At 60.1% G+C, this 23,344-nt stretch carries 23 protein-coding genes; 7 read left to right on the forward strand and 16 right to left on the reverse strand.

Going from position 1 to position 23,344, the window contains the following annotated elements; translation table 11 throughout:
• Nucleotides 1-60 precede the first annotated feature (60 nt).
• Complete coding sequence (locus O3A94_07830) at nt 61-612, forward strand: hypothetical protein (GenBank protein ID MDA1356161.1); 552 nt, start codon at nt 61-63, stop codon at nt 610-612.
• A gap of 33 nt (nt 613-645) precedes the next feature.
• On the opposite strand, the gene O3A94_07835 is transcribed toward O3A94_07830, so the two are convergent.
• Nucleotides 646-939 (reverse strand): ETC complex I subunit, encoded by a 294-nt coding sequence (locus tag O3A94_07835; protein MDA1356162.1) that lies wholly within the window; start codon nt 937-939, stop codon nt 646-648.
• A gap of 152 nt (nt 940-1,091) precedes the next feature.
• Between O3A94_07835 and O3A94_07840 the strand changes: the two genes are divergently transcribed.
• Nucleotides 1,092-2,135 carry an NAD(P)-dependent alcohol dehydrogenase gene (locus O3A94_07840; GenBank protein MDA1356163.1) on the forward strand — a complete coding sequence of 348 codons (1,044 nt, stop codon included), beginning with the start codon at nt 1,092-1,094 and terminating at the stop codon, nt 2,133-2,135.
• A gap of 26 nt (nt 2,136-2,161) precedes the next feature.
• On the opposite strand, the gene O3A94_07845 is transcribed toward O3A94_07840, so the two are convergent.
• The gene (locus O3A94_07845) at nt 2,162-2,881 is read right to left on the reverse strand and encodes a pentapeptide repeat-containing protein (GenBank protein ID MDA1356164.1); all 720 of its coding nucleotides are present in this window, start codon (nt 2,879-2,881) and stop codon (nt 2,162-2,164) included.
• On the reverse strand, nt 2,878-3,030 hold the full coding sequence (locus O3A94_07850; GenBank protein MDA1356165.1) for a hypothetical protein: 153 nt from the start codon (nt 3,028-3,030) through the stop codon (nt 2,878-2,880). Before O3A94_07850 ends, O3A94_07845 begins: the two co-directional genes overlap by 4 nt.
• Nucleotides 3,031-3,141: 111 nt before the next feature.
• Here O3A94_07850 and O3A94_07855 point away from each other — a divergent pair, with 111 nt between their 5' ends.
• Nucleotides 3,142-3,780 carry a VOC family protein gene (locus O3A94_07855; protein MDA1356166.1) on the forward strand — a complete coding sequence of 213 codons (639 nt, stop codon included), beginning with the start codon at nt 3,142-3,144 and terminating at the stop codon, nt 3,778-3,780.
• A gap of 173 nt (nt 3,781-3,953) precedes the next feature.
• On the opposite strand, the gene O3A94_07860 is transcribed toward O3A94_07855, so the two are convergent.
• A complete protein-coding gene (locus O3A94_07860) occupies nt 3,954-4,961 on the reverse strand; it encodes an acetamidase/formamidase family protein (protein ID MDA1356167.1) in 1,008 nt (335 codons plus the stop codon).
• Between the two features lie 115 nt (nt 4,962-5,076).
• Here O3A94_07860 and O3A94_07865 point away from each other — a divergent pair, with 115 nt between their 5' ends.
• On the forward strand, nt 5,077-6,012 hold the full coding sequence (locus O3A94_07865; protein MDA1356168.1) for an aminotransferase class IV: 936 nt from the start codon (nt 5,077-5,079) through the stop codon (nt 6,010-6,012).
• Between the two features lie 67 nt (nt 6,013-6,079).
• Here O3A94_07865 and O3A94_07870 read toward each other — a convergent pair whose 3' ends face one another.
• From O3A94_07870 to O3A94_07880, 3 genes are read right to left on the reverse strand one after another with little or no spacing between them, the layout of a single operon-like run.
• Complete coding sequence (locus O3A94_07870; protein MDA1356169.1) at nt 6,080-7,429, reverse strand: amidase; 1,350 nt, start codon at nt 7,427-7,429, stop codon at nt 6,080-6,082.
• 38 nt (nt 7,430-7,467) lie between these two features.
• On the reverse strand, nt 7,468-8,184 hold the full coding sequence (locus tag O3A94_07875) for a type 1 glutamine amidotransferase (protein MDA1356170.1): 717 nt from the start codon (nt 8,182-8,184) through the stop codon (nt 7,468-7,470).
• A 10-nt stretch (nt 8,185-8,194) separates the two neighbouring features.
• Nucleotides 8,195-10,123, reverse strand: a complete 1,929-nt coding sequence (locus tag O3A94_07880; protein ID MDA1356171.1) for a molybdopterin-dependent oxidoreductase — start codon at nt 10,121-10,123, stop codon at nt 8,195-8,197.
• A 190-nt stretch (nt 10,124-10,313) separates the two neighbouring features.
• Here O3A94_07880 and O3A94_07885 point away from each other — a divergent pair, with 190 nt between their 5' ends.
• The 3 genes from O3A94_07885 to O3A94_07895 all read left to right on the forward strand — a co-directional run bounded on the left by O3A94_07885 (nt 10,314) and on the right by O3A94_07895 (nt 13,148).
• The gene (locus tag O3A94_07885) at nt 10,314-10,583 is read left to right on the forward strand and encodes a hypothetical protein (GenBank protein ID MDA1356172.1); all 270 of its coding nucleotides are present in this window, start codon (nt 10,314-10,316) and stop codon (nt 10,581-10,583) included.
• A gap of 226 nt (nt 10,584-10,809) precedes the next feature.
• On the forward strand, nt 10,810-12,150 hold the full coding sequence (locus tag O3A94_07890) for an FkbM family methyltransferase (GenBank protein MDA1356173.1): 1,341 nt from the start codon (nt 10,810-10,812) through the stop codon (nt 12,148-12,150).
• Nucleotides 12,147-13,148: an AIR synthase related protein gene (locus O3A94_07895; GenBank protein MDA1356174.1), complete on the forward strand. Its 1,002-nt coding sequence runs from the start codon at nt 12,147-12,149 to the stop codon at nt 13,146-13,148. The genes O3A94_07890 and O3A94_07895 overlap by 4 nt, the downstream gene beginning before the upstream one ends.
• A gap of 8 nt (nt 13,149-13,156) precedes the next feature.
• Here O3A94_07895 and O3A94_07900 read toward each other — a convergent pair whose 3' ends face one another.
• The 9 genes from O3A94_07900 to O3A94_07940 form a co-directional block, all read right to left on the reverse strand.
• Entirely contained in the window at nt 13,157-14,032 is an 876-nt protein-coding gene (locus O3A94_07900) for an NAD(P)-dependent oxidoreductase (protein MDA1356175.1), read from the reverse strand.
• A 33-nt stretch (nt 14,033-14,065) separates the two neighbouring features.
• Complete coding sequence (locus O3A94_07905; GenBank protein MDA1356176.1) at nt 14,066-15,487, reverse strand: amidase; 1,422 nt, start codon at nt 15,485-15,487, stop codon at nt 14,066-14,068.
• Entirely contained in the window at nt 15,487-16,581 is a 1,095-nt protein-coding gene (locus O3A94_07910; protein MDA1356177.1) for a ring-opening amidohydrolase, read from the reverse strand. The genes O3A94_07905 and O3A94_07910 overlap by 1 nt, the downstream gene beginning before the upstream one ends.
• Before the next feature lie 20 nt (nt 16,582-16,601).
• The gene (locus O3A94_07915) at nt 16,602-17,870 is read right to left on the reverse strand and encodes an amidohydrolase family protein (GenBank protein MDA1356178.1); all 1,269 of its coding nucleotides are present in this window, start codon (nt 17,868-17,870) and stop codon (nt 16,602-16,604) included.
• Entirely contained in the window at nt 17,860-19,131 is a 1,272-nt protein-coding gene (locus tag O3A94_07920; protein ID MDA1356179.1) for a cytosine deaminase, read from the reverse strand. Before O3A94_07920 ends, O3A94_07915 begins: the two co-directional genes overlap by 11 nt.
• 27 nt (nt 19,132-19,158) lie before the next feature.
• Entirely contained in the window at nt 19,159-20,673 is a 1,515-nt protein-coding gene (locus O3A94_07925) for an amidohydrolase (protein MDA1356180.1), read from the reverse strand.
• A 10-nt stretch (nt 20,674-20,683) separates the two neighbouring features.
• The gene (locus O3A94_07930; GenBank protein ID MDA1356181.1) at nt 20,684-21,493 is read right to left on the reverse strand and encodes a creatininase; all 810 of its coding nucleotides are present in this window, start codon (nt 21,491-21,493) and stop codon (nt 20,684-20,686) included.
• Nucleotides 21,494-21,520: 27 nt separating this feature from the next.
• The gene (locus tag O3A94_07935) at nt 21,521-23,038 is read right to left on the reverse strand and encodes an amidohydrolase (GenBank protein ID MDA1356182.1); all 1,518 of its coding nucleotides are present in this window, start codon (nt 23,036-23,038) and stop codon (nt 21,521-21,523) included.
• Between the two features lie 19 nt (nt 23,039-23,057).
• A partial coding sequence (locus O3A94_07940; protein MDA1356183.1) for an amidohydrolase occupies nt 23,058-23,344 on the reverse strand: 287 nt, incomplete at its 5' end.

Here is a 23,344-nt window from a genome sequence, read left to right on the forward strand (position 1 = left end):
CGGCGGCATAATATGGGTTAGTGTCGCTCCGCCGAACGGACGAATCCCGGAGAATTATCCATGAAGACGAGGCACCTCGTTCTCTCACTTGCTACAGCAGGGCTGCTTGCGGCTTGCTCACAAAGCGGTTTCCGCAATGTCGATACCACATTGGACAATGCGGTGGGCGATGCACCTGTGATCCGCTTAAGTTCGATTGAAAAACACGCCTCAGGCGGCAACGCCGCGGCTCAGCGAATGCTTGGAAACATGCATTACTGGGGCGAGTATGTGGAGCAGAGCGAAACTCAGGCAGTCGCCTGGTGGAATCGCGCGGCGGAAAAAGGTGATGAAGAAGCACAGCATAATCTCTCCCTGGTCGCAGCCGGCCAACCGGTCAAGGGTGAGATGACATCTGATGTCGGGAAAAAATACTGGGCGTCGATGGAAGAGGGTTATTTCGCGTTTACGGATGATTTCGACACTATGGTGCTACCGTTCCAAGATGCCGCCTTCGGCGAAGACCCGGCAGCGGAAGAAGAGCCATCGGTGTTGGAGAAAGTCATGTCTCCCGTCGGCAAGCTGTTGACTGACGTCGTTTCGTTTGTCGGCTCGACCGTCAAGGGCGAGTAGCGCGGTTGGCGTTGCCGCCGTTATTGCTGCATCTCAATTTCCGGGCTTGCGGGTGAAATTCTCGCTATAGGATTTCGGCCGGACCCGCCGCGCCTGCGGCTCTTCTAAATTGTAATCCAACTCATGCTTTTCGGCGTAGGCCAAGGCCTCGCTGCGGCTCGAAAATTTCAAGCATACTTGCGTTTGCGTATCGCCGGATCCGGTCCAGCCCATCAGGCTGTCGATCTCGCGCTTGCCGCCGCTCTCATATTCCAGCAGCCAATGGCGCGAGTTGGCCCGCCCCGATTGTGTGGCTGATTTTGCCGGCTGGTAAATTCGCGCCGTCATACCGCATTGTCCTTTTACCGTTACACCGCTGAAGCCTGCCTCGTTTATAGCGTTTCGGGCGGTTGAATCAAGCAAGCGCGTTGACAGGTCGCACGCCATCGCTCTTTATCGGCGCAACCGGTTACGACAGCAAATGTCTGAGGGAGAAAGCAATGAAAGCGGCGGTGTTGCACGGCTATGACGAAGCCCTGGCGGGTGAGACGTTCGTTAACTATGAAGACGTCGCCGATCCAAAAATTGTCGCGCCGACAGACGTCATTGTCCGCATCGGCGGCGCCGGTGTGTGCCGCACCGACCTCCACATTGTCGAGGGCGTGTGGCGCGGCCTGGTGGAAGTCAAATTTCCCCACATTATGGGCCATGAGAATGCCGGTTGGGTCGAGGAGGTGGGCTCGGGCGTGACCAGCGTCAAGGTCGGCGATCCGGTGATTGTGCATCCCCTTGTCACCAGCGGCCATTGCCTGGCCTGCCGGCGCGGCGAGGACATGCACGCCGAAGACTCGAGCTTTCCCGGCATCAACGCCGCCGGCGGCTATGCCGAATATTTGCACACTGGCGAGCGCGCTCTGATCAAGCTGCCCGAGAGCTTGGCGCCCAAGGATGTGGCGCCCTATACGGATGCCGGCCTCACTGCCTACCGCGCCGCCAAAAAGGCGGCGAAACATTTGGTGCCGGGCGAATATGCGGTGATCATCGGCGCCGGCGGGCTCGGCCATATCGGCATTCAGGCGCTGGCCGCATTGTCGCCGGCGGAGATCATCGCGGTCGACATGTCCGACCTCGCCCTTGGCCTCGCCAAGGAGAGCGGCGCGCATCATGTTATCAAGGCCGACGGCAATGAGACCGAGGCGGTGCTGGAACTGACCAAAGGCCGCGGCGCCGAAGCAGTGATCGATTTCGTCGGCGAGGGCGACGCCATCGCCAAGGGCCTGGCGATGACGCGGAATGCCGGCTACTACTACATTGTCGGCTATGGCGGGCGCATCGAAATTCCGGCCATCGAGATGATCATCACCGAGAAAACCATCGTCGGAAATTTGGTGGGGACTTACGCCGAATTGGTCGAACTGATGGCGCTGGCTGACCGCGGCTTGGTCAATCTCGCCACCAAGGAATACAAACTCGCCGACGCCAACCAAGCGCTGCACGATCTCCACGCCGGAACAATAAAAGGCCGCGCGGTCTTAATTCCGTAACCGTGATCGGTTTCTTAGCCGAACGCCTATTCTGAATCTGGTGGCCACATGTGCAGCGGGCCGGATTCGATGGTGCCATCGGGCATGATGGTGGTATCGAAAATGGCGTCGTCAAAACTGGCCTCAAAGAGGTTCGCTTGGCTAAAGTCCACGCGAGTCAAATTGGCCTCGCGGAAGCGCGTATCGCGTAATGTTGCGGCGGTGAAATCCACTCCGATCAAACTGGCACCGCGCAAAGTGGCGCCGCTTAAATCACTCTCTCTCAGATTGGCGCCGTCCAGCACAGCTTGCTCCATCTTGGCGCTGGCAAGCTCGACCTTGCCCATATTGGCATCTTTCAGAGAGGCCAAGCGCAGCACGCCGCTCCACAGATTGACCTCGGAAAAATTCGCACCGTCGCATTGCGCGCCGGCCATCTCCGCTTGCGACATGTTGGCCCGCACCAATATTGCGCCCGCCATGCGCGCCACCTTGAAGTTGGCGCCCCAGAGATTGGCTTCGCTTACCTGCGCGCCAGTAAGATTTGCGCCTTGAAACGTGGCCAACCGCGCATTGGCCCCATATAGATTTGCCGCGCTCAAATCGGCGCCCCAGAAATCCGCTTCACGTAGATCGGCGCCCGATAAGTCGGCCGCGCTGAGATCGGCCTGACGGAAATTCCGCCCTTTGAGGACGAGGCCGCGCATGTCGGCGCCAGCGAGGCGTCCCGCAGCGATCTGTTCATTGTCCGGCCGCCAGCCTGTCATGTCGCAATCACCTTCACATCCACTCCTATCGAAAGACCGAGCGCCTGGTACGCGCAGCCGCCAGTGACCGCGATCTCGGCCAGACCGTTGACGTTTTCATACCAGAAAGCAGCGCCCTCGGGCATATGTGAAAATATGCGTGCGCGCACCGCCGACGCCGAAATCGCTACATAATACAATCACGCGGGCACCGTCACTTGGATTTCGCCGCCAAACACCTTACCTATGAGCAAGATTGATGTTGCCTGGGGAGAATCGTCATGTATTTGAAGGAAATCAACCATCTCGCCTTTATCACTGGCGATATGGAGAAAACCATCCGCTTTTACCGTGATCTTCTCGGCATGGAATTGACTCATGGCATTGGCCATGACGGTTACCGCCATTATTTCTTCAAGACCGGCCCCAATTATATCGCCTTCTTCTCCTATGACGGCGCCCAGCCAATGGTAAAGAAGTCGCATGGCTCGCCCAGCGCGCAACCGCTCGGCTTCGATCATCTCTCGATCAGCGTCGCCTCGAAAGCGGATTTATTCGCCCTCAAGGACAAGCTCGAAGCCGCCGGCATTGAAGTTAGCGGCGCCGTCGATCACGGCTTCGTCTGGTCGGTCTATTTCTTTGATAACAACAACATCCCGCTCGAAGCTAGCTGGGATTGTTTCGATATCATCAAGGCGCCGGCTATTCTCGAGGATGATCCGTTGCCGATCGCCGAAGAAGGCGCCGTGGCGCAGCCCGGCATCTGGCCAGAGGTCACCAATCCTACGCCACCCGAGCAGATGACGGCCCACCCCGGCAATGGTTTTCCGACGCGCGCGGCGTTGCTGCGTGACGGCTCGGCGGTGCTGCGGCCCGATTTCACGGAAGACGCGGACAAACACTCCGACGCCGCCGACTAAGACCCGAAGACGCTTGAGAGAACACTCATAGACTCACCCAGGCGGCACCATCACCCGGAATGCTTGCCGCATTCCGGCAAGCGCGACCGCGCGCCCGAGTTAATACGAGGGAGCCAAGAGAGCGGACGCGACCGCCCGGCGTTTGAGGGACCAAACCAAAAATTACCCCCGCTTTATTCGGCCAGGAATTTTTTGCGGATTCCGGCGGCGACACTGTATTTGGGGTCAACGACATTGCCCAGCCGCACGATGCCGCATTGGCTGAGCATCATATAAGCGTCCCATTTATCGAAGCCGTAATCGGCCTCCATCCAGCGAATGAGCTCGCGATAGGCAATGCGGGTTGCGTCTTCCAACGGCCGCGCGCTGCCGACGCCAAAAATCGCGTCTTCGGTCTCATAGCGCGGCCAATCGAGCGTCCAGCCCTTGATCACATCGACCTTAATCGTCGTGGTCGTGGAATATTCCACCGCCGTGCCACAGACTTCGCCGTCGCCCTGACAGGCATGGGCGTCGCCGAGGAACAACCGCGCACCCGGCGAGCGTACCGGCAGGTAGGTCACCGTGCCCGGCCCGATATCGGGCAGATCCATATTGCCGCCGTGATTGTCTGGGGTTAAAGAATTGATGGAATCTATCTCCGGCGAGCAGCTCAGCGTACCGATATGCGGCTTGTAGGGCAGCGTCACGCGCTTGCTCCAATAGACGTTTTCCTCATCGAGGGCGATGCGGCGCACGATCTCGGGTAGCGGGTCGTTGAGGGTGGCGGTATAGGCTGTGCCGGTGAGCGCGCCGAATTCGGGAATCATCGCGACAATCCCGTGCGGGTCGTCACCGCGCGGATGCATAGACGCGATATAAACCGCGAGCGCATCGCCCATCTCAGCGCCTTCGACCATGATCGGCCCATTCTGCGGATTGAGGAAAGGCACGCGCAGCTTCTCGCTCGGCTTGTCGCCGTCGTTGACGAGCTTGCCCTCGAACGCGTCGCGCGTCTCCACCACCACCGTATCGCCGGGCTTGATCTCGAGCACCGGGTCCGAATAGGGACCCATGGTGTAATGATAGATGCCCTGCATTTCCTCCGTGAGATGGTGGGTCTCACCGGCGGCATCGCGCCCGACGCCGCGCTGCGCCATGATCGAATCCCCGAGCCACGCGGCCAACGCTTGTTCGTCCATCGCCATGATCGTTCTCCCTTACTTTTTTTGCTTGGCCGCAATCATCCCGGAGTGGCCCTTTCCGTTCAAGCGCCATATGTTAGGCCTCATCCTGTTGCAAGCGGAGGCGTAAGTTATGAGCGAATCAAAAGGCATTGCCTATAGCCAGGGACGCTATATGCCGGTGGACGAGGCGACGATACCGTTGCTCGACCCGGCATTTACCAAGAGTGATGTGGTGTTCGACGCCATATCTGCCTGGGACGGATCGTTTTTTAAGCTCGACGATCATTTGGCGCGGTTTCACCGCTCCTGCGATTATATCCGCGTCAACCCACCGTGCTCGGACGATGAAATTCGTCAGATTATGGCGGAATGCGTGAAGCGCGCCGGGTTTGATCATTCGATCGTCTATATCCTTTGCACGCGCGGGCGCTATGCCGGCGGCAGCGCTACCGGCGATCCGCGAGAAGCGCTGAATGAATTCATCGCCTATGCCGTTCCCTATTATTGGATCGTGCCGAAAGAGCGGGTGAACTCTGGCGCTCATTTATGGATCGCCGATACCCGGCGCGCGCCGGACACTGCGATCAACCAGCGCGTCAAAAACTTCAACCGCATGGATTTGACGCGTGCTCAATTCGAGGCGCTCGATGCTGGCGCCGACGCCCCGGTCCTGCTGTCCACCGACGGCTTCATCACCGAAGGGCCAGGCTTTAATGTCTGGATTATCCGCGACGGCAAAGTGCTGACGCCGGGCCAGAACTTGCTTGAAGGCATCACCCGGCAAAGCGTCTTCGAACTCTGCGCCGAAACCGGCCTGCAGGCGGAAGCCGCCGATTTGACGGAAGCCGACCTGCGTGAAGCCGACGAGGTCTTCATTTCCTCGACCGGCGGCGGGGTTATCTCGGTGACTTTGGTCAACGACAAACCGGTGGGCAACGGCGCGCCCGGCATCACGACTGGCAAACTCAGCGACACCTATTGGAAAAAACGTGCCGAGGGCTGGCACGCCACGTCGCTCGCCGATCTGTTGGAGGCGGAACTGCCCCAGGCCGCCGGCGCCGACTAAGGCGATACCCGGCACGAAATTACGGAATTCGACCTATCGTAAACAGATGGGTGCGGTGGTGTGAACGCTAGCCGCCCAACAATGGCGGGCGGCGGAGGTGCCAATCGGTTGCGCTCTGATAGGCCACGCCGGCGCGGAACAGGAGCGGCTCGTTCCACCACGCCGCTTCCAGCATGAGGCCGATGGGAAGGCCGTCGGATGTAAAGCCGCACGGCACAGAAAGCCCGGGATGGGAGGAAAGCGCGCTTCCATATGTGAAGCGCGCCGCATCGCGGGTGGCTTCATGCAGGTTTTCGTCGCCGGTAATCGCCGGCGGCGGCATCGGAACGGTAGGCGCCAGGATCATATCGACCTGGTCCTCGAAGGTGCGCTTCAAGGTGCGCTGCCAAACTTCCTTGCCGCGCATCGCCTCGGCATAGTCAGCCGCCGTAAAGTTCAAACCCAACATCATACGCGCGCGCACGCGCGGGCTGATGCTCTCCGGGTCGTTGGCGAGACGCTCTTTGAAATAGGCGCAGATATCGCCATAGATTTGGGCGATGTTCCAATCCTGCGCCAATTCGGCGCCGGGCAGATCGATCTCGCAGATTTCCGCGCCCAAGCGCTCGAATACGCCAACAGCGCCCAGCACCGCCTGCTCGACCGCCGGGTGAAGGCGCTGAAAGTGAAATTTGCGCGCGATGCCGATGCGCTTGCCAGCAATGCCATTACCCAGGGTGGGCAGGAAATTCGCCAACGGTTGATCGGCGCTCACCGGATCATGGGCGTCATATCCGCTCAACGCCGCAAACAGGCGAGCTACATCCGTCACCTCGCGCGCCATCGGCCCGATGGTGTCGTTTGACAGACTGGTCGGCGTCACCCCGCGTATCGATATGCGCCCATGCGTTGGACGCAGACCGACCACGCCGGTCATCGATGCCGGAATACGCACCGAGCCGCCGGTATCGGTGCCGAGCGAGCCCTGGCACATGCCCGCAGCCACGCTGGCGCCGGAGCCGCCGCTTGTGCCGCCCGGAATGTGTCCCGGATTCCACGGGTTCCGACATTGCCCGAATACCGGATTTGTCGTCACCACGCCGAACGCGAGCTCCTGCATGTTGGCCTTGCCGATCAGCACCGCGCCGGCGCCGCGCAGACGGCGCACCACTTCGGCGTCCTCGTTGGGCACATGATCGGCAAAGAACATCGCGCCGCTTGTGGTGCGCATGCCAGCGGTGGCGATATTGTCTTTCAGGGTCATCGTCATGCCATGCAGGACGCCAAGCCAGCGCCCTTCCGTGGCGGCGCGATCGGCCTCTGCGGCGCTTGCCAAGGCGGCGTCTTCGTCCCATGTGACGACCGCATTCACCGCCTCGTTATGGCGCTGGATATTCTCGATACAGGCTTCTGTCGCGGCCACGGCCGAAAGCGCCATTGTGTCTCTCCTATTGAGTCTATCTGAATCTATTGAATTTATGCGCGCGCGAGGCGCATGAAATTATCGTAAATCAGTCGGGCGGATCGGTCGAGTTCGCCGGCGTTACGCGCTGTTTCTGCGGCTAATCGCGTCAGCGCGCCGGCACCGTGCTGCGCCTCAAGCGCTGCAACATATTCAGGATAGTCGCTTACACCGAGGACCATGTCGGCGGTAAGCTCCATATGAAACTGCACGCCATACGCCATACTGCCGATCCGGAACGCTTGGTTTTCGCAGGCCGGTGAACGCATGAGATGCTGTGCGCCGGGCGGTAATTGCAGCACGGCGTAGAGGTGCCATTGCAGCGTTTTGGCCGGCGCCGGAAATTCGCCGAACAGTGCATCGCCAGCCGCCGCTGCGATGGTCTCGACTTCAAGCACGCCGATTTCTGGGCGCGCCATGGCGCCAACGCGTCCGCCCATCACTTCGGCGATAAGCTGAGCGCCGAGGCAAATGCCGAGCACCGGCTTGTGCTGTGCCACGACGGCGCTGCGAATGAATTCCTTCTCCTGCACCAGCCAGGGATGCGCGGCTTCTTGATCGGTCTGCTGCGGCCCGCCCATAACCAGCAACGCGTCATAGTCGTCGAGCGGCGGAATGCTCTGACCGGCATAGATATCGATGGGGTCCCAGGCGATACCATCCTCGGCCATATAGCTGCGTATCACGCCGGGATGATCGAGTGGCGAGTGCTGAATGACCAGAATACGCATCGACACGATCTCAGGCGCCGCGCGCGAGGCTGACGAAATTGGTGTGGAAAGTGGAATTACCGCCCATATCCGCCGGCGTGTCGGGCGTGGTGGCATTGGCGTTGGGGCCCCAACGCACCATGTAGCTGGCAACCAGTCCGGGCCGCACGTCGGCGCTTAAGCGCGCCACCAGTGCCACTTCGCCGCGGCCGTTCCACACGCGCACCGGCGCGCCGTCTGCGATGCCTTCGCGCGCGCCATCCTCCGGGTGCAGATAGAGCGTCGGCTCGCGCACGCCGGCCTGTTTGCGCGCCACATTGAACAACTGGCTCGATTGCAAATGCCGGCTCTTCGGCGTGATGAAGCGGTAGCGGTGGTCGCCATCCGCCGGCGCCGGCGTGTAGCTCGGTGTGATCAATTCCAGTTTGCCGCTCGGCGTCGGAAAGCGGCGGTCGGCGAAGCTCGTATTCTCCACCGGCAGGCACGGTACTGGCCCAGCGGCCAGGGCATCGAAATCAAGCCCCGTCCCAACCAACAAGCGACGCAGGGTATCCTCCTCGGTCTCCCGGAAACACGGCTCCTCGAAGCCCATAGCCTGAGCGATTTGGCCGAACACCCAATGATTGGGCCGTGCCTCGCCAAGCGGCGCGATGGCCGGCTGGTTAATCTGCGCGTAATCATGCCAGTAGGAGCGATGCACATCCCATTGCTCAGCCTGGGTGCAGGCCGGCAGCACTAAATTGGCACGCTGGGCGGTATCGGTCATAAAGAGGTCATGCACGGCGACGAACAAATCATCGCGCGCCAGCCCGGCATGCACTTTGTTTTGGTTGGGCGCAGTGGCCGCAGGGTTTGAGTTAAACACATAGAGCGCACGGATGGCGTCGTCAGAGGTCAAGACCTCGCCAAGCTTAATCATGTTGTGGAAATGGGCGACGTCGGAGCGCAAATCCGGCTCGCTGATATCGCCCATGGGCCAATCGAAATTAGCGTAGAGCGCACCGCCGCCGGGCACGCCCACCTGCCCCGCCATCGCCGCCAGAGTAGCAAGGGCTGCCACCATCTCGCCACCATTGCTGTTGCGTTGCAGGCCAACGCCGATATGAATGAGGGACGGCGTGTTGCCGGCGTAAAGCTCAGCAAACTCCTCGATCCGCGCTATCGGCACGTCGCAAATCGACGACGCCTCGGTCAAACTGGTCTGCATCACGCGCGCACGGACGGCATCGAAACCGATGGTGTGGGCGGCCAGAAATTCCGTATCCGCCCAGCCGCGCTCGATCAGAATGCGCATCAAGGCCATCGCCAGCACCGGATCGGTGGCCGGGCGCGGCTGAATATGAAGATCGGCGGATTTGGCCGATTCTGAGCGGTAGGGATCGACGACGATGTTGGGATGGATGTCCTTGGTGAGGACGTGGCTGTGAACATTTGTCGCTTTCGGGTTTTTGCCCCAGGCGACATAGCAGCGTGTTTTGTCCATATGCTGCGGCTCGGTGCCGCGAATAGCACCGAAGACGCGAATTATTGCCTCCGCCCCCGCCATGGCGCAGATTTCGAGGCCAACGCGGCTGGTATTCAGCTTGTTCCACAGACGATCACCGGAGCGCGATGAAACGAACCCCATATTGGCGAGATAGTGATAGGGCAGGATTGCTGCGCCACCATGCTGGGCGATGATCTCGTGAAAGTGCCCGGCCAAAATTTGCAGCGCCTCATCCCACGAAATGCGTTGGAATTCTGCGCTTTTATCCGCCCGATAGAGCGGATGAAGCAGGCGCTCCGGGTGATAAATTACTTCTTCATAATGTTGATAGCGGCCGCAGAGGAAGCCCTGCGTGATGGGATGCGCGGGATCGCCGCTCACCCGTGTGATTCGACCGTCTTCGACATGGCTCAACATGCCACAGCTGTCGGGACAATCCTTCGGGCAAACGGATTTAACTATTTTAGCCGCCATGCCGGCTCATATCTCCGCAATTCCGCCGTGATTCCGCCGTGATTCCGCAGCCATTCTAGCGCCTGGCGGAGGCCACACAATCAGCTTTGATCTTTTGGCCCGGGTGTCGTAAAAACCCCTGGTGGGCAAGACGCGCCGCCTAGGTTAGGATTGCCCGTAACTAGAGACGCAAATAGGCAAGCAGGACAGTATGACCGATACCGAATTTAACGCGCCGAACACCAGGGTCGAAAAGATCAAAACATACGCGCGATCCCGCGGCGGCTGGACTATGATTCTAGCGTTTACCATTTGTGTTGTATCGTCCGTTTTCATGGCCGGGCTGTTGCCGGTCGAAGACGATATGAGCGCGTTCGGCGTCGTGTTTATCTATTTCGTTACCATGATCATCATTGCCGGGATAATCCGCATGGCCATGGAATTCTACGATAAACATTTTAAACGCAGCTCGTCGAAATAGCCGCTCGTAACCGGCTCGGCTCGCAATAGGAACTTCGACGACGCCCGCCGCCACACCACCGTCAGCCAAACCGAACCCGGCCGGCAACGCTCAGAAAAAACTCCGCCTAAAAACGGCGCCAGACGGTGCGCTTCTTTTACCCTCGATCTTTCGTGACGCTTCGGGCAAGGCGCGATTTACGCTGCCGATTCCGAAACAATTTCTCGATGACATCGCGATCAAGCATTTGATCGACCGCGAAAGCCGGCACGGCGGTTTCGAATACCCGACCCGCGCCTTTTTCGATGCCCATCTTCAGCCCGGTGACGTCTTTATTGATGTCGGCGCGCATTGGGGAGTGATGAGCCTCGGCGCCGCGACGCTGCACGCGCCCGACATATCCGTCCTCGCCATCGAAGCCGACCCGGCCAATGTTACCCAGTTGCTGCGCGCGGTGGCCCATAACCGCCTAACGGAGACCATCGAAACCATCGCCGCCGCGGCGGGCGACAAGCCCGGCACCGCCCCGCTAATCGGCAACACCACCATGGGACACAGTCTCTATGGCAGGGGATTGCAAGGCATGATGCAGGTGACGCGTGGCTTATCCGTGCCGATTGTGACGCTTGATGGTCTGCTGGCTGAGCGCCCTGCACTGCAAAACCGCCGGGTGCTGATAAAAATCGATGTCGAGGGATTCGAGCCCCAGGTAATTACTGGCGCGCGGGAACTGCTACGCAGTGGGCGTGTCGCGGCACTGGTGTGGGAAAATGGCCGCGCCTTTTTCGAAGAGCCCGGTAAAAGCGCGGCGCGGCAAATGGCCAACGAGCTGCGCGATTTCGGCTTCACGCTCCATCAACTGCCGAGCCATGAATTGGGCGGTGCGCTGCTGCCATTCGCGCCGGCCTTTAACGTCTGTAATGTGATTTGCTTGAGCAGTCAAATCCAGCCCTACCGGGCCTACAACCGCCCGGCCGGAACAATTTTGCGGCGCGGCACGTCCCAACGGGCCGGCACCGATGCGAGCGCGCGTGCCCGCCTAACCGAGGCCTTGGCCGATGTGGGCGGCAGCGAAGGCGCGCGCTGGTCGGACCCAGCGGAAGTTGTCGACGGCGCCGATCAGCGCGCCCGCCTCGCCGCCCAGCATATTTCGGCAGGCTTCAGCGTGATGGATTTGGGTGCCGGAGCGCAGCGCCTGGCTGCGGCATTGCCGCCGGGCGGAAAATATCTGCCCGTTGATCTCGTCCGTTTTGCCGCGGCGGGCGAGGTTCTCGACCTCAATCAAGGACAATTTCCCGAACATGCTGTAGATGTCATCGCCGCATTGGAATTGCTTCAGTATATTCATGATGTACCGGCGCTGTTGCAGCGATGCGCTGCCGCGGCGCCCAATTTGATTGTGAGCTATCCGCTCGCTACGGCCGGTGACGATATAAAGGCCCGCCGCGCACAAGGCTGGTTCAACGATTTTGACGAGGACGCGATGATAAACATGCTCGATGCCGGAGGATGGAAAATCGTTTCGCGCCAGCCGGCAGCGCAATCGGAAATGTTTGCCTGCCACCGTGATATTCGGAAACCGGCATGAGCGGCACCGTCCTTGCTAGCGGCAAGCTGCCCGCCGCGTTGCTGCGCGACCTTCTCACGACCGACGGGCCAGACTTATCGGAACTGTTGCTGCCGCCGCGGGTGGGCGAAGATGCCGGCGTGATCGCCTTGGCAGGTGGCGCGCTGGTCGTAGCCGGCGACCCGGTGACGATGACGGGCGCCGATGTCGGCGCGCACGCCGTCCTGGTAAATGCCAACGATATCGCCGTGACCGGCGTCCGCCCGCGCTGGTTCCTGTCCACGATTCTGTTACCTGAGGGCGTCGACGAAGACGATGTACGCGCCCTGTTCAGCGGCATGCGGGCGATGCTGAAGCAGCACGATATTCTGCTGGTCGGCGGCCATATCGAAATAACCGCGAGTGTGCGTCAGACCGTGGTGAGCGGGCACATGCTCGGATATGCCCCAGATGGCGTGTTTCTACGCACCGCAGATATGCTGACAGGCGATGTGATATTGCAAATCGGCGCGGCCCCGGTGGAGGCCGCGGCGGTATTGGCGAACGAGGTCGCGACCGCGGAACAGGCGATTTCGGCGGAACTTTGGCAGGCCGCGCTAGGCGCTTTGAATGAGCCAGGAATTTCCGTCATTGAGCCAGCACTCCGCGCCGTGTCGTTGGGTGCACATGCGTTGCACGATCCGACCGAGGGCGGCCTTTCGGCCGGACTGCATGAAATGGCGGAAGCTGCCGGATTGGCGCTGCAATTGGACGAGGACGCGGTGCTGTGGTTTGAGCCGGGGATAGCGCTGTGCCGCGCGTTGGGCGCTGACCCGTGGGGTGCGCTCGCCTCCGGCGCTCTGCTCGCGGCGTTTCCCGCCGACGGCGCCGAAGCCGCGTGCCGCACCCTTATCGCAGAAGGCTACAGCGCAGCGGCCATCGCCCATGCCGGGCCGGGCGCGGGCGTCAGCTTCGCCGATGGCCGGGCCTTGCCGCGATATGAACGGGATGAAGTGCTGCGTCTGCTCGGCGAGTTATAGAGGTCGACTTAGGGATCGATTGTCTCACGCACCACCGGGTGGTAGCGATCGCCATGACCTTCGGCCACGGCCTGCTCAAGCCGCGCGCGCGCCAATTCACCGCCCTTCGCCGCGACATTTTCTTCTGCCGCCAGATCAAGCGCATAGGCTAGATCCTTAAGCGCATATCGGACGGAAAATGCGCCCTCAGGATAATCGCGCGGCAACATCGCCTTCATGGCGTGATTGCGCAGCGCGAAACTGTCGCCCGAGCTTTTGCCGACGGTTTGCAGGAACAATTCCTCATCCAATCCGGCGCGGCGCGCGATAGCGAGCGCCTCGGCAATTGCAGCGCAGTTCTGGAACAGCATCATATTGTTGAGAATTTTTACCGTTTGGCCGGCGCCCGACCCGCCACAATGGGTCACGTCGCTCGCCATGGTGTCGAGGATCGGGCGGATACGGGAAAATACCGCGTCATCACCGCCGACCATGATGCTTAGTGTCCCGTCGCGCGCCGCCTGGCGGGTGCGCGCGACCGGCGCATCGGCAAAAGCAACGCCCTTGGCGCCGAACGCCTGATGGAGCTCGCGCGCCAACTGCGGCGGCGAGGTGCCGGCATCGATCACGCATTGGCCCGCCTTCAAATGAGCGAGTAGGCCTTCCTCGCCAAGGCAAACCTGGCGCACCTTCTCGCCATCGGGGAGCGACAACAGGATGGTATGGGCGTCGCCACATAACTCGGCCGGTGAACCCGCCGCTGCCACGCCATCGGCAGCCAGGCGTGCGAGCGGCGCCGGGTCGAGGTCATATGCCAAGACCTTGTCGTCGCCTTTCAACGCCAGATTTCGGCACATGGGTTCGCCCATCACGCCAACACCGATAAACCCGATATTACTGAACATCCCGGCTCCGCCCTCTCAAAAACAAAACTAAAATCAGTGACTGTCAGCCCAAGTCGGCCAGCCGATCGGATTGGCGCGCTGCACCAGTTTGCCGAGGCCGAGAATCAGCGGCTCGGCGAAGCGCGGGCCGGCGATCTGTAAGCCGACCGGGAGGCCGGCGCGAGAAAGGCCGGCCGGGATTGAGCCCGCCGGGATTCCGGCAATGGTCACCAGGAAAGCGCCGGCGATCCAGTCGATGTAATTTTCTAATTTGCGCCCGCCGATCTCCTCGGGGAAATTTTTGATCACCGGGAATTGCGGCACTGGCGACATCGGCATCAACAGCGCATCATAGGCTTCGAATAATTTCCGATAGCGGTGCCAGACCTGGGTGCGCATGGCTTCGGCGGCGGCTAATTCGCGCATCGAAATATTCAAGCCGCTGCGCACATTGCCAGCCAAATTGACGCCGAAGTCATCAAGATTGTCGAGACGCGAATATTGCATGCCGACCATCCACTCGCCGCGCAGTGTGAGATACGCGGCGCGTGCATCCGACAGATCAAAATCCACTTCTTCAACCACCGCACCGTCGTCAACCAGCCTGAACGCGGCGGCGCGGCAGATGCTCTCCAATTCCGCATCCACACCGATGGCCGCAATGTCTGGCGCGTAGGCCAGGCGCAGTCCTTTAGCATTGTCGCGCGCGCGCACCGGCTCAAATGCGCTTGGCCACGGCGCGGCGACAGAATTCGGCACCATGTTGCTGTAACCGGCCATGGCATCCAGCATCATCGCCGCGTCTTCGGCAGTGCGCGCCATCGGCCCCAGCACTTGCCCTGGGTCCCAGGGTAATTCGATCGGATAGTTGGACACCAAACCGGGCGTTGTGCGGAGGCCAACAATGCCGCAAAACGCCGCCGGCATACGGAGCGAACAGCCAAAATCCGTGCCTTGGGCGATCGGCACCATACCGCTCGCGACCGCCGATGCCGAGCCGCCGGAGGAACCCGATGGGCTCAACTTCGGGTCCCACGGATTTCCCGTCGCGCCGAATAATTCATTGTCGGTATTGGCCCCGGCCGCGAATTCCGGCGTGTTGCTCTTGCCGAGGATGATCGCGCCGGCGGTGCGCAGACGCGCCACAACTTCGGCATCTTCTTCGGGCACATGATCGGCATAGACCGGCGAGGCCCAGGTGGTGCGCATCCCCGCCGTCTCGACGATATCCTTGATCACCACCGGCAGGCCAAGCAGTGGCGGCAGGTCTTCGCCACCTTTGGCAAAGCGTTTTTCCGCTTCCTGTGCCGCGCTTCGCGCTTGGTCGGCGGCCAGGGTGACGATAGCGTTCAAGCGTGGATTGAGGCGCTCGATTACCTCGAGATGGGCCTCCAGCACTTCCACCGCGCCGAGCTCGCGCGCGCGCAACGCCGTGGCAATTTCACCTGCGCTTTGGCGTGTCAGGTCTGGCGGCACTATTCGCCCAAATCGACGATCGCAATGGACGGGCCGCCGCCGGGCGGTCCTTGATGCATGGCATCGACTGAGACGAACACCGCCGGATCGCCAATCGCCGCCGCCGCAACGCCGCCCACCGCGCCCTTCGAATGGCGATGGTGGTGCACGTCCGAATCATCGAGCATAATTTGGCGCCGGTTGCGCAATCTTGCGTTGGGGTCGGCTTCGCATTTGATGAAGCAATTGACCAATTGGTCGCCCAGGTCCTCCGAGCGCGCACGCTCCGGCAGGTCGAGACCAGCATCACGAATCGATTCATAGATGCCGTCCATGTCGAGGGCATCGCGCATCACGCTGTGGCCGATACGGTAGCGTCCACCGGCGCCGTCGCGGTTGCCGAACAGGACGATTTGCGCGCGGTCTAGCTCGACCCCCGACGAACACGACGCGACGGAAGAATAAAGATCGAGATTGCGGCAAATTTCCTCCTCCGCCGGCATCTCGACTTCGCCGAGCGCCACGGCGATGCCGAGGCCGGTGGTGCCGTTCGACACGCCCATCGAATCATGCACCTCGCAGGTCACGCTTTGGCCGCGGCCATGTGCTTGCTGAATGGTCTCGATGGTGAGGAGCGGCGTCTTGGTTTGCACATAATGCACGTCTTTGACGTCGCTGATGCCAGCATCCTGCATCGCCAAACGCACACCGGCGGCAACAGTTTTGACCATCGCCAGCCGGCCGATATCCTCCGGCAAGATGACCTCGCTCATCGCCGTTCCCATGGTGAGGCGCGATTTTCCACTCGCGCCGCTGGCACTGGTGCGCGCGAACACTGTGGCATGCGGTGTAATGACACCGTCACAGCCGCCCGACCAAACCATTGGGATTTTTTTGATCTCCACTTCGTTTCGTGTGCCGTGCTTCACCAACACCGCTCGATAGGCCTGGTCCGAAAGGATGCGGGTGAAATCATTGACGCCGCCATTGCCCTCCGTCTTGCCGATGACGGCGACGATATTGTCGGCTGCCATGCGGCCCGAAATAATCAGCTCTTCCAGCCCGCTCGCATCGGACACACTCTTAATTTCGATCTTGGCGACATCGATTGCCATTTTTCTTCTGCTCCCTTGATTTATTCCGCCGGCGCCCATCGCCACGCGTGCCGTGTCTCGTTTTCGACGATCACACGGCCGTTTTTGACAACGACATTCCGCGTCGCTTGTTTGGTTAATGCCTCAGCCGCGTTGGTCGCGTCCAATATCACCAGGTCCGCAGCGCAGCCCGGCGCAAAACCGTAATCGCCAAGGCGCATAACACGTGCGGCGGCGTTGGTCTGCATGTCGAAAACCTGCTCGATTTCCTGCGGCATGCTCATATGCGCGGCATGAGCGGCAATCAGTCCGACTTCGAGGGGATCGACGCGGCCAAACGGATAGAACGTGTCCTTGACGCAATCCTGGCCGAACGAAACGTTGATTCCTTCGGCCAGCAATTCCTTCACGCGGGTGATACCGCGCCGCTTCGGTTGGGCGTCAAGACGTCCCTGCAACATCAGATTGGTTGCCGGATTGGTGATCATGTGAATCTTCGCCTCGCGCACCATCGCGATGACGGCAGTGGCGTAATCCTCAGGATAGCCCGCGAGCGCGCAGGTGTGGCCCGCCGTCACCCGGCCTTGCCAGCCATGCTCGATGGTTTGCTGAGCCAGCATTTCCAGCGTGCGGGCGCCAACATCATCGGTCTCATCGACATGCATATCGATATCGGCGTCATATTTCTTGGCGATCTCGAAGGCGATGCTGATATGGCGCGCGCTGTCCTGCGGATGCTTCTCGTTGAACGGCATGCCGCCCACCACATCGGCGCCCGCCTCCATTGCCTGCCACATCAACTCTTCGGTGCCGCGATTCTTCAAAATGCCTTCCTGGGGAAAGGCGACGATTTGAATGTCCATCACATCGCTGTGCCGGCGGCGCGCTTCGGCCACACCTTCAAGCGGGCGAAGACCACCGATATTGTCGATATCGACATGGCTACGGATGCGCGTCACGCCGTTGGCAAGAGCCGAGCGGATCACCCGCCCAGCACGTTCGGCGATTTCCTCGACCACATAGGCGCGCTTGCGCTCCCAGATAATCTCGATTGCTTCATCGAGGGTGCCGGAAACATTGGCGCGCACATCTTCATTGATCAGCGCCTTATCGAGATGGATATGCGGCTCGACGAAACCAGCAACGCAGAGCCGCCCCGCCGCATCGAAGACCTCGGCACCAGCCTTATCACCGCCCTCCGGTGGCGCGATGAAACGACCACCCGCGATGTAAAGATCGCGCGTTTCGCCGTCGCGCCAGGGCTTGGCGTTCTTGACGATGATATCTATGGCTGCGCCTTCAGGAGCCACGTGTGAAATCCACCGCGCCACCCATCACCGAACTCTCCGCCGGTTTGGTTTCGGCGACCAGACGGCCGCGCTTGAACACATGTGTGCAGGCCGGGTTGATGCGCAATACATCAGCCTTGCTGGCGGCATCGAACACCACCAGATCTGCTTGCGCGCCAGGAGCGACGCCGTAATTCTGAAGGCCGAGAGTTTGCGCGTTGCGCCAGGTGATCATATCAAAACAAGTATCGATCTCCTTCACCCCCGACATCTGACAGACATGAAGGGTGAGCGAAGCAGCCTCCACCATATCGCCGCGTCCGAGTGGGTACCACGGGTCCATGATCGAATCATGGCCCATGCCGACGTTGACTCCGGCGGCGAGCAACTCCTTCACCCGGGTCATGCCGCGCCGCTTCGGATAGGTGTCCTCGCGCGCCTGCAGGATGATGTTGTCGAACGGATTGGCGGTTACGTTCAGCCCCGAGCGCTTGACCCAGCCCATCATGCGGTAGGCATAGGCGTTGTTGTAGGAATGCAAGGCGACGCAATGGCTCGCCGTGACGGCTGCGCCCATGCCGCGCTTGAAGGTCTGTTCCACCATGGTCTCAAGAAAACGCGCATGGCTGTCATCGATTTCGTCGCAATGAACGTCGATCATCAGACCGCGCTTCTCGGCCTCGTCGAAAACGAACATCATACTTGCCACGCCAGCTTCGCGGGTGACTTCGTTGTGCGGAATACCGCCCACCACATCGGCCCCCATGTCGAGCGAAGCGCGCATCTGCGCCTCGCCGCCGGGAAAGGATTTGATGCCCACTTGGGGAAAGGCAACGATCTGAATATCAACCCGGTCGCGCAGTTCATCGCGCAACTCGACCAGCGCCTGGGTCGATAGTTGGGCATCGTCACAGACATCAGCATGGGTACGGATGAACCCCGAGCCTTGCGCCACCTCCCAATCGATGGCGCGGCGCGCCCGCTGCTTGATCCCTTCTAGCGTACGCTTGGGCTTGTAGTCGGTCCAAATGTCGATGCCTTCATGCAGGGTGCCAGATTCATTGTCGCGCTCTAGCCCGGCCGCCAGCACCGCATCCAGATGCACATGGGCGTCGATCAGCGAGCCGCTCACCAGTCGCCCATTGCAATCGATCACCTGCCCGGCCTCGGCGGTGATATTGACTTCGACGGCGGCGATCTTCTCACCTTTGATGGCGATATCGGCGCGGCGCACAGGCTCGTCACGGTGCGCCACGTTGGCGTTCTTGAGGATGATATCCATATGTTGTTTTCCTAATCGCTATTCGGCTCATTGCCACTCGGAGGGCGGGCGCGAAAATCGGTTAATGCCGAGATCATGGCCGCAGCAGCGCTCGTGAATCTTCACGAACGCCGGGCGGAAGGCGCTGTTGAGTGCTTCCAATTTCTCATGCTGTTTCTGGAATTCGGGCAGATGGCCGCGCAACTCTTCCAGAAGCGCCGCCTCGTCCACCCGCTTAAGACGGTTGTCCTCAACAACAATTTCGCCGTCCACCATCACCTTCTCAATGGAGGTGCCATTCTCGCAATAAACCAGGTGATTGCGCACATCATTGAGTGGCGTGAAGTTGAGCGTCTTCATGTTAAGGATCAAGAGATCGGCTTTTTTGCCGACCTCGAGCGAGCCGGTCTCGCCGTCAATCAAGGCGGTGCGCGCACCATTAATAGTACCAGCCCGCAATATCTCAGTCGCCGATGGCCCTTGCTGAAAATCGGGCGTGGAGACTTTGTGCAGGAGTGCTGCCGCCTTCATCACATCAAAGATGCGCGGCGTATCGTTGGTCGAAATACCATCCGAACCGAGGCCGACGGTGATTCCAGCATCCATTAATTTGCGGTACGGCATGATGCCGGCGCCGAGTTTCTGGTTGGAGATGGCGTTGTGCACCACGGTTGAGTCGGCATCGGCTATCATGCGGATATCTTCATCCGTCACCCAGATCGAATGGGCGATTGTGGTGCGCGGCCCGAGCGCACCGAGGTCATTCATATGGCCGATCAGAGTCTTGCCATAAAACTCGTGGCCGGTAACAGCCTGGATTTTCGATTCCAGAATATGGATGTGATAGGCCATATCGTGCTTGTTGGCGAGCTCATAGGCGGCGACGAGCATGTCATCTGTGCAACGCTGCGGACCTGACGGCGCGATCACATAGCGCAACCGGCCCTTCTTGTTGTGGAACCGCGATACAGCTTCTTCGGCGAAGTCGATAAAGGATTGCGTCGAGGGCGGTGGCGACGCCGAGACTTTCGCTTTCAAATCATCGGGCAAAAACTCGTCGGTGAAAGGGATCGTCTCGCTGAACGGACGGTTGATGATATGGCCTGAAACATTGGCGCGGATGCCGAGATCGTCATACGCCTGAAAGACCGCCGTGAGTTGGTCTAAATCCTGGGTCGGCATTTCGATGACATCGTCGAGCACATTGGTGACGCCGGTCTTCAGGCATTCCATTCCGACAATCATGGTGCGCAGATAAATCAGGCGCGGCGGCAACGGCACGGCGCCGAGGATCGGATAACACAGCAGCATCCACAGTTCGAGCGGCAGATTGTCGTAGCGCCCCTTATACATCGCCTCCCAGGAGTGGACATGGGCGTTGGTCAGTCCCGGCATGACCAGCTTGCCGCGACCGTCGATAATCTTGCCACCGCCCGCGTCGGAGAGATTTTCGCCGATCTCTTTTATGCGGTCGCCCTCAACGCGGATATCGCCGGAAAACGGCTCCGCATTGTGTGCGCCGTCCATGGCGACAATGGTCGCGCCCTTGATCAGATAGCCCATTTGTCTCTCCCTAACTGCGGTCGTCGAGAATGATGATTTTTTCGGGCTGGGCAAAGGCTTCATCCAACGCCTCGGCTGCGCCTGCTATATATTCGTCCATGAACATTTTGCCTTTTTCCGCGGTCGCGGCCGCGGCAGAGGATAGCGCGCCCGACGCCGGCACCGTCGCCGGATCGTACGGATACATATCGTGCAACGGGAAATCTGCTGGCGGGTGCATCGGCACTTCATCCATATTGACCAGCTCAGGATGAAGATGCAGCATCATCGAGGTTTCCATCACCCCAGCATGCTCAAGCGGCCAGCCCGGGAAGCCATCTGGAAAGGCCTTATCGAGCGTCGCCTGCGAGGCGTATTCCCAATAGGGCAGCTTGGCGATTCTGAGATCATCGATGCCGTCGCGGCGGAGTTCGCGCAGCGCCAGATCTATCGCTTCCACCAGGAACATATTATTTTCGTAATGACCGTCCATCAGCGCCATCTTGCGCACGCCATGACGGGCGAATTCCTTGATCACGTCGCGCACCAGGAAAATCAAGGTCTGGGCGTCGAGGCTGGTGGTGCCGGGAAAGTGATTTCCGCCGCCGGACTTAGGTTGCGATTTGTAGCCATAATTTATGGTCGGCGCGACCAGGCCGCCATTCCGCGCCGCTACGGCTTCGCAGATCGACGTCGGGATCAGGGAATCGCAATTCATCGGCAGATGCGGGCCATGCTGTTCGAGCGAGCCCACGGGCAGCATCACCACCGGCGCTTCCTCGTGCAGGCGGCGGGCATATTCCATCCAGTTCAGTTCACAAATTCGGATGTTATCGCGCATCGCAAACTCCTTTGTTCACACTGCTTTTCATGGCCATGCCGGCATATCGTTGCCATATCGGTTGATCCCCACATCGACGGCGGCACAGCGTTTGTACATTTCCTGGAGGTAGGGAATGAACACTTGATTGCGCTCTTCATCGGCAGCGTGCTTGGCGAGCAGTTCCGGCGCCAGGGCACGGAATTCATCGAGCAGCGCTTCCTCGTCGATTTTCGTCAGCAGGCCATCGCGCACCACGATCTCACCGTCGACGATCACCGTCTCCACCGAACTTCCGTTCTCGCTATAAATCAGATGCTTGCGCGCATCGTTGAGCGGCACGAAATTCGCGTTGCGCAGGTCCATGATCACCAGATCGGCCTTCTTGCCGACCTCGAGCGAGCCAATATCGTCCTCCAGCAGTGCGCTATAGGCACCGCCCAGCGTCGCCGCATGCATAACCTCATGCGCGGTCAGCCAGGAATCGTAATCCGGTGTCGTGATGTTGTGCAGATGGCCGGCGGCGCGCATGGCATCAAACATGCGCGGCGTGTCGCTGGTTGAGATTCCATCGGTGCCGAGACCGATATTGACGCCCGCATCGATCATCTTGCGAATCGGCGCGATGCCAGAGCTGAGCTTCATATTGGAGAGCCCGTTATGCACCACCGAGCATTTGGCCTCCCCCAAGAGCGCAATATCCGCGTCCGTCACCCACACGCCATGCGCAATCGTGGTGCCGCGGTTCAGCAGTCCGAGGTCATGCATGTATTGCACCAGGGTTTTGCCGTAAAACTCCTGCCCGGCCACGGCCTGCACTTTGGTCTCCAGGATGTGGGTATGGAAGGCCGTGCGATGTGTCTGCGCCAGGGTGTTCGCCGCTTCCATCAGCTCGACGGTGCAGCGCTGCGGCCCTGAGGGTGCAACCATGAATCGGAGGCGCCCGCCAGCCCGGCCGTGATAGAGCGAAAATGCCTCCTCAGCGAAGGCGACATATTCGGCCACCGTCGGCGGCGTACCGGCATTGACCTGTTGCAACAGATCGGCCGGCAGGATCTCGCCAAGGAAGGGAATGGTATCAACGATCGGGCGATCGATGACATGGCCCGATACATTGGCGCGGATTCCGGCATCGTCATAAGCCTGGTAAATGCAGCCCAAAGTTTCCATCGTTTGCAGCGGAAACTCGAGAATATCATCGGCCAGGAAGGTGACGCCGTTCCTGAGTGCGTCCATGGCGATCAGCATGGTGCGGAGATAAAGCGCGCGCGGTTCCAACTGTCCGTTGCCCACGAGGAAATAAGCCAGCGTCATCAACATTTCGAGCGGCAGGTTCTCATAGCGTCCGCGGAACAGCGCTTCAGGCGTATGGGTATGGGCGTTGACGAAACCCGGAGTCACCAGTTTGTCATGCCCATCGATGACGATATCGGCTTGCGCATCAGGCAACGCCGCGCCCATCGCAATGATGCGCTGGCCCTCGATCAAGATATCGCCGTCAAAAGTCTCGCTGCCGTGCGCAGCGTCCATGGCGATAATCTTGGCGCCTTTGATGTGGATAGTCATTTTACTTCCCGCTAGACAATCAGGGCCATGCGGGCATATCGCTGCCATAGCGGCTGATCCCTAGATCAACGGCAGTGCAGCGTTTGTACATTTCCTGGAGGTAGGGAATGAACACCTGATTGCGCTCTTCATCGACAGCGTGCTTGGCGAGCAGTTCCGGCACCAGGGCACGGAATTCATCAAGCAGCGCCTCCTCGTCGATTTTCGTCAGCAGGCCATCGCGCACCACGATCTCGCCGTCGACGATCACCGTCTCCACCGAACTTCCGTTCTCGCTATAAATCAGATGCTTGCGCGCATCGTTGA

The sequence above is a fragment of the Pseudomonadota bacterium genome, from assembly GCA_027624955.1.
Classification (GTDB): Bacteria; Pseudomonadota; Alphaproteobacteria; order UBA828; family UBA828; genus PTKB01.

Excerpts from the sequence above, each read along its gene's own strand:
- O3A94_07885 (MDA1356172.1), top strand. The coding sequence starts at position 10,314 with ATGACCGATACCGAATTTAACGCGCCGAACACCAGGGTCGAAAAGATC.
- O3A94_07855 (MDA1356166.1), top strand. The coding sequence starts at position 3,142 with ATGTATTTGAAGGAAATCAACCATCTCGCCTTTATCACTGGCGATATG.
- O3A94_07935 (MDA1356182.1), bottom strand. The coding sequence starts at position 23,038 with ATGACTATCCACATCAAAGGCGCCAAGATTATCGCCATGGACGCTGCG.
- O3A94_07900 (MDA1356175.1), bottom strand. The coding sequence starts at position 14,032 with ATGTTCAGTAATATCGGGTTTATCGGTGTTGGCGTGATGGGCGAACCC.
- O3A94_07875 (MDA1356170.1), bottom strand. The coding sequence starts at position 8,184 with ATGCGTATTCTGGTCATTCAGCACTCGCCACTCGATCATCCCGGCGTG.
- O3A94_07830 (MDA1356161.1), top strand. The coding sequence starts at position 61 with ATGAAGACGAGGCACCTCGTTCTCTCACTTGCTACAGCAGGGCTGCTT.
- O3A94_07910 (MDA1356177.1), bottom strand. The coding sequence starts at position 16,581 with ATGGCAATCGATGTCGCCAAGATCGAAATTAAGAGTGTGTCCGATGCG.
- O3A94_07860 (MDA1356167.1), bottom strand. The coding sequence starts at position 4,961 with ATGGACGAACAAGCGTTGGCCGCGTGGCTCGGGGATTCGATCATGGCG.
- O3A94_07895 (MDA1356174.1), top strand. The coding sequence starts at position 12,147 with ATGAGCGGCACCGTCCTTGCTAGCGGCAAGCTGCCCGCCGCGTTGCTG.
- O3A94_07920 (MDA1356179.1), bottom strand. The coding sequence starts at position 19,131 with ATGGATATCATCCTCAAGAACGCCAACGTGGCGCACCGTGACGAGCCT.
- O3A94_07930 (MDA1356181.1), bottom strand. The coding sequence starts at position 21,493 with ATGCGCGATAACATCCGAATTTGTGAACTGAACTGGATGGAATATGCC.
- O3A94_07840 (MDA1356163.1), top strand. The coding sequence starts at position 1,092 with ATGAAAGCGGCGGTGTTGCACGGCTATGACGAAGCCCTGGCGGGTGAG.
- O3A94_07845 (MDA1356164.1), bottom strand. The coding sequence starts at position 2,881 with ATGACAGGCTGGCGGCCGGACAATGAACAGATCGCTGCGGGACGCCTC.
- O3A94_07870 (MDA1356169.1), bottom strand. The coding sequence starts at position 7,429 with ATGGCGCTTTCGGCCGTGGCCGCGACAGAAGCCTGTATCGAGAATATC.
- O3A94_07880 (MDA1356171.1), bottom strand. The coding sequence starts at position 10,123 with ATGGCGGCTAAAATAGTTAAATCCGTTTGCCCGAAGGATTGTCCCGAC.
- O3A94_07835 (MDA1356162.1), bottom strand. The coding sequence starts at position 939 with ATGACGGCGCGAATTTACCAGCCGGCAAAATCAGCCACACAATCGGGG.
- O3A94_07925 (MDA1356180.1), bottom strand. The coding sequence starts at position 20,673 with ATGGGCTATCTGATCAAGGGCGCGACCATTGTCGCCATGGACGGCGCA.
- O3A94_07865 (MDA1356168.1), top strand. The coding sequence starts at position 5,077 with ATGAGCGAATCAAAAGGCATTGCCTATAGCCAGGGACGCTATATGCCG.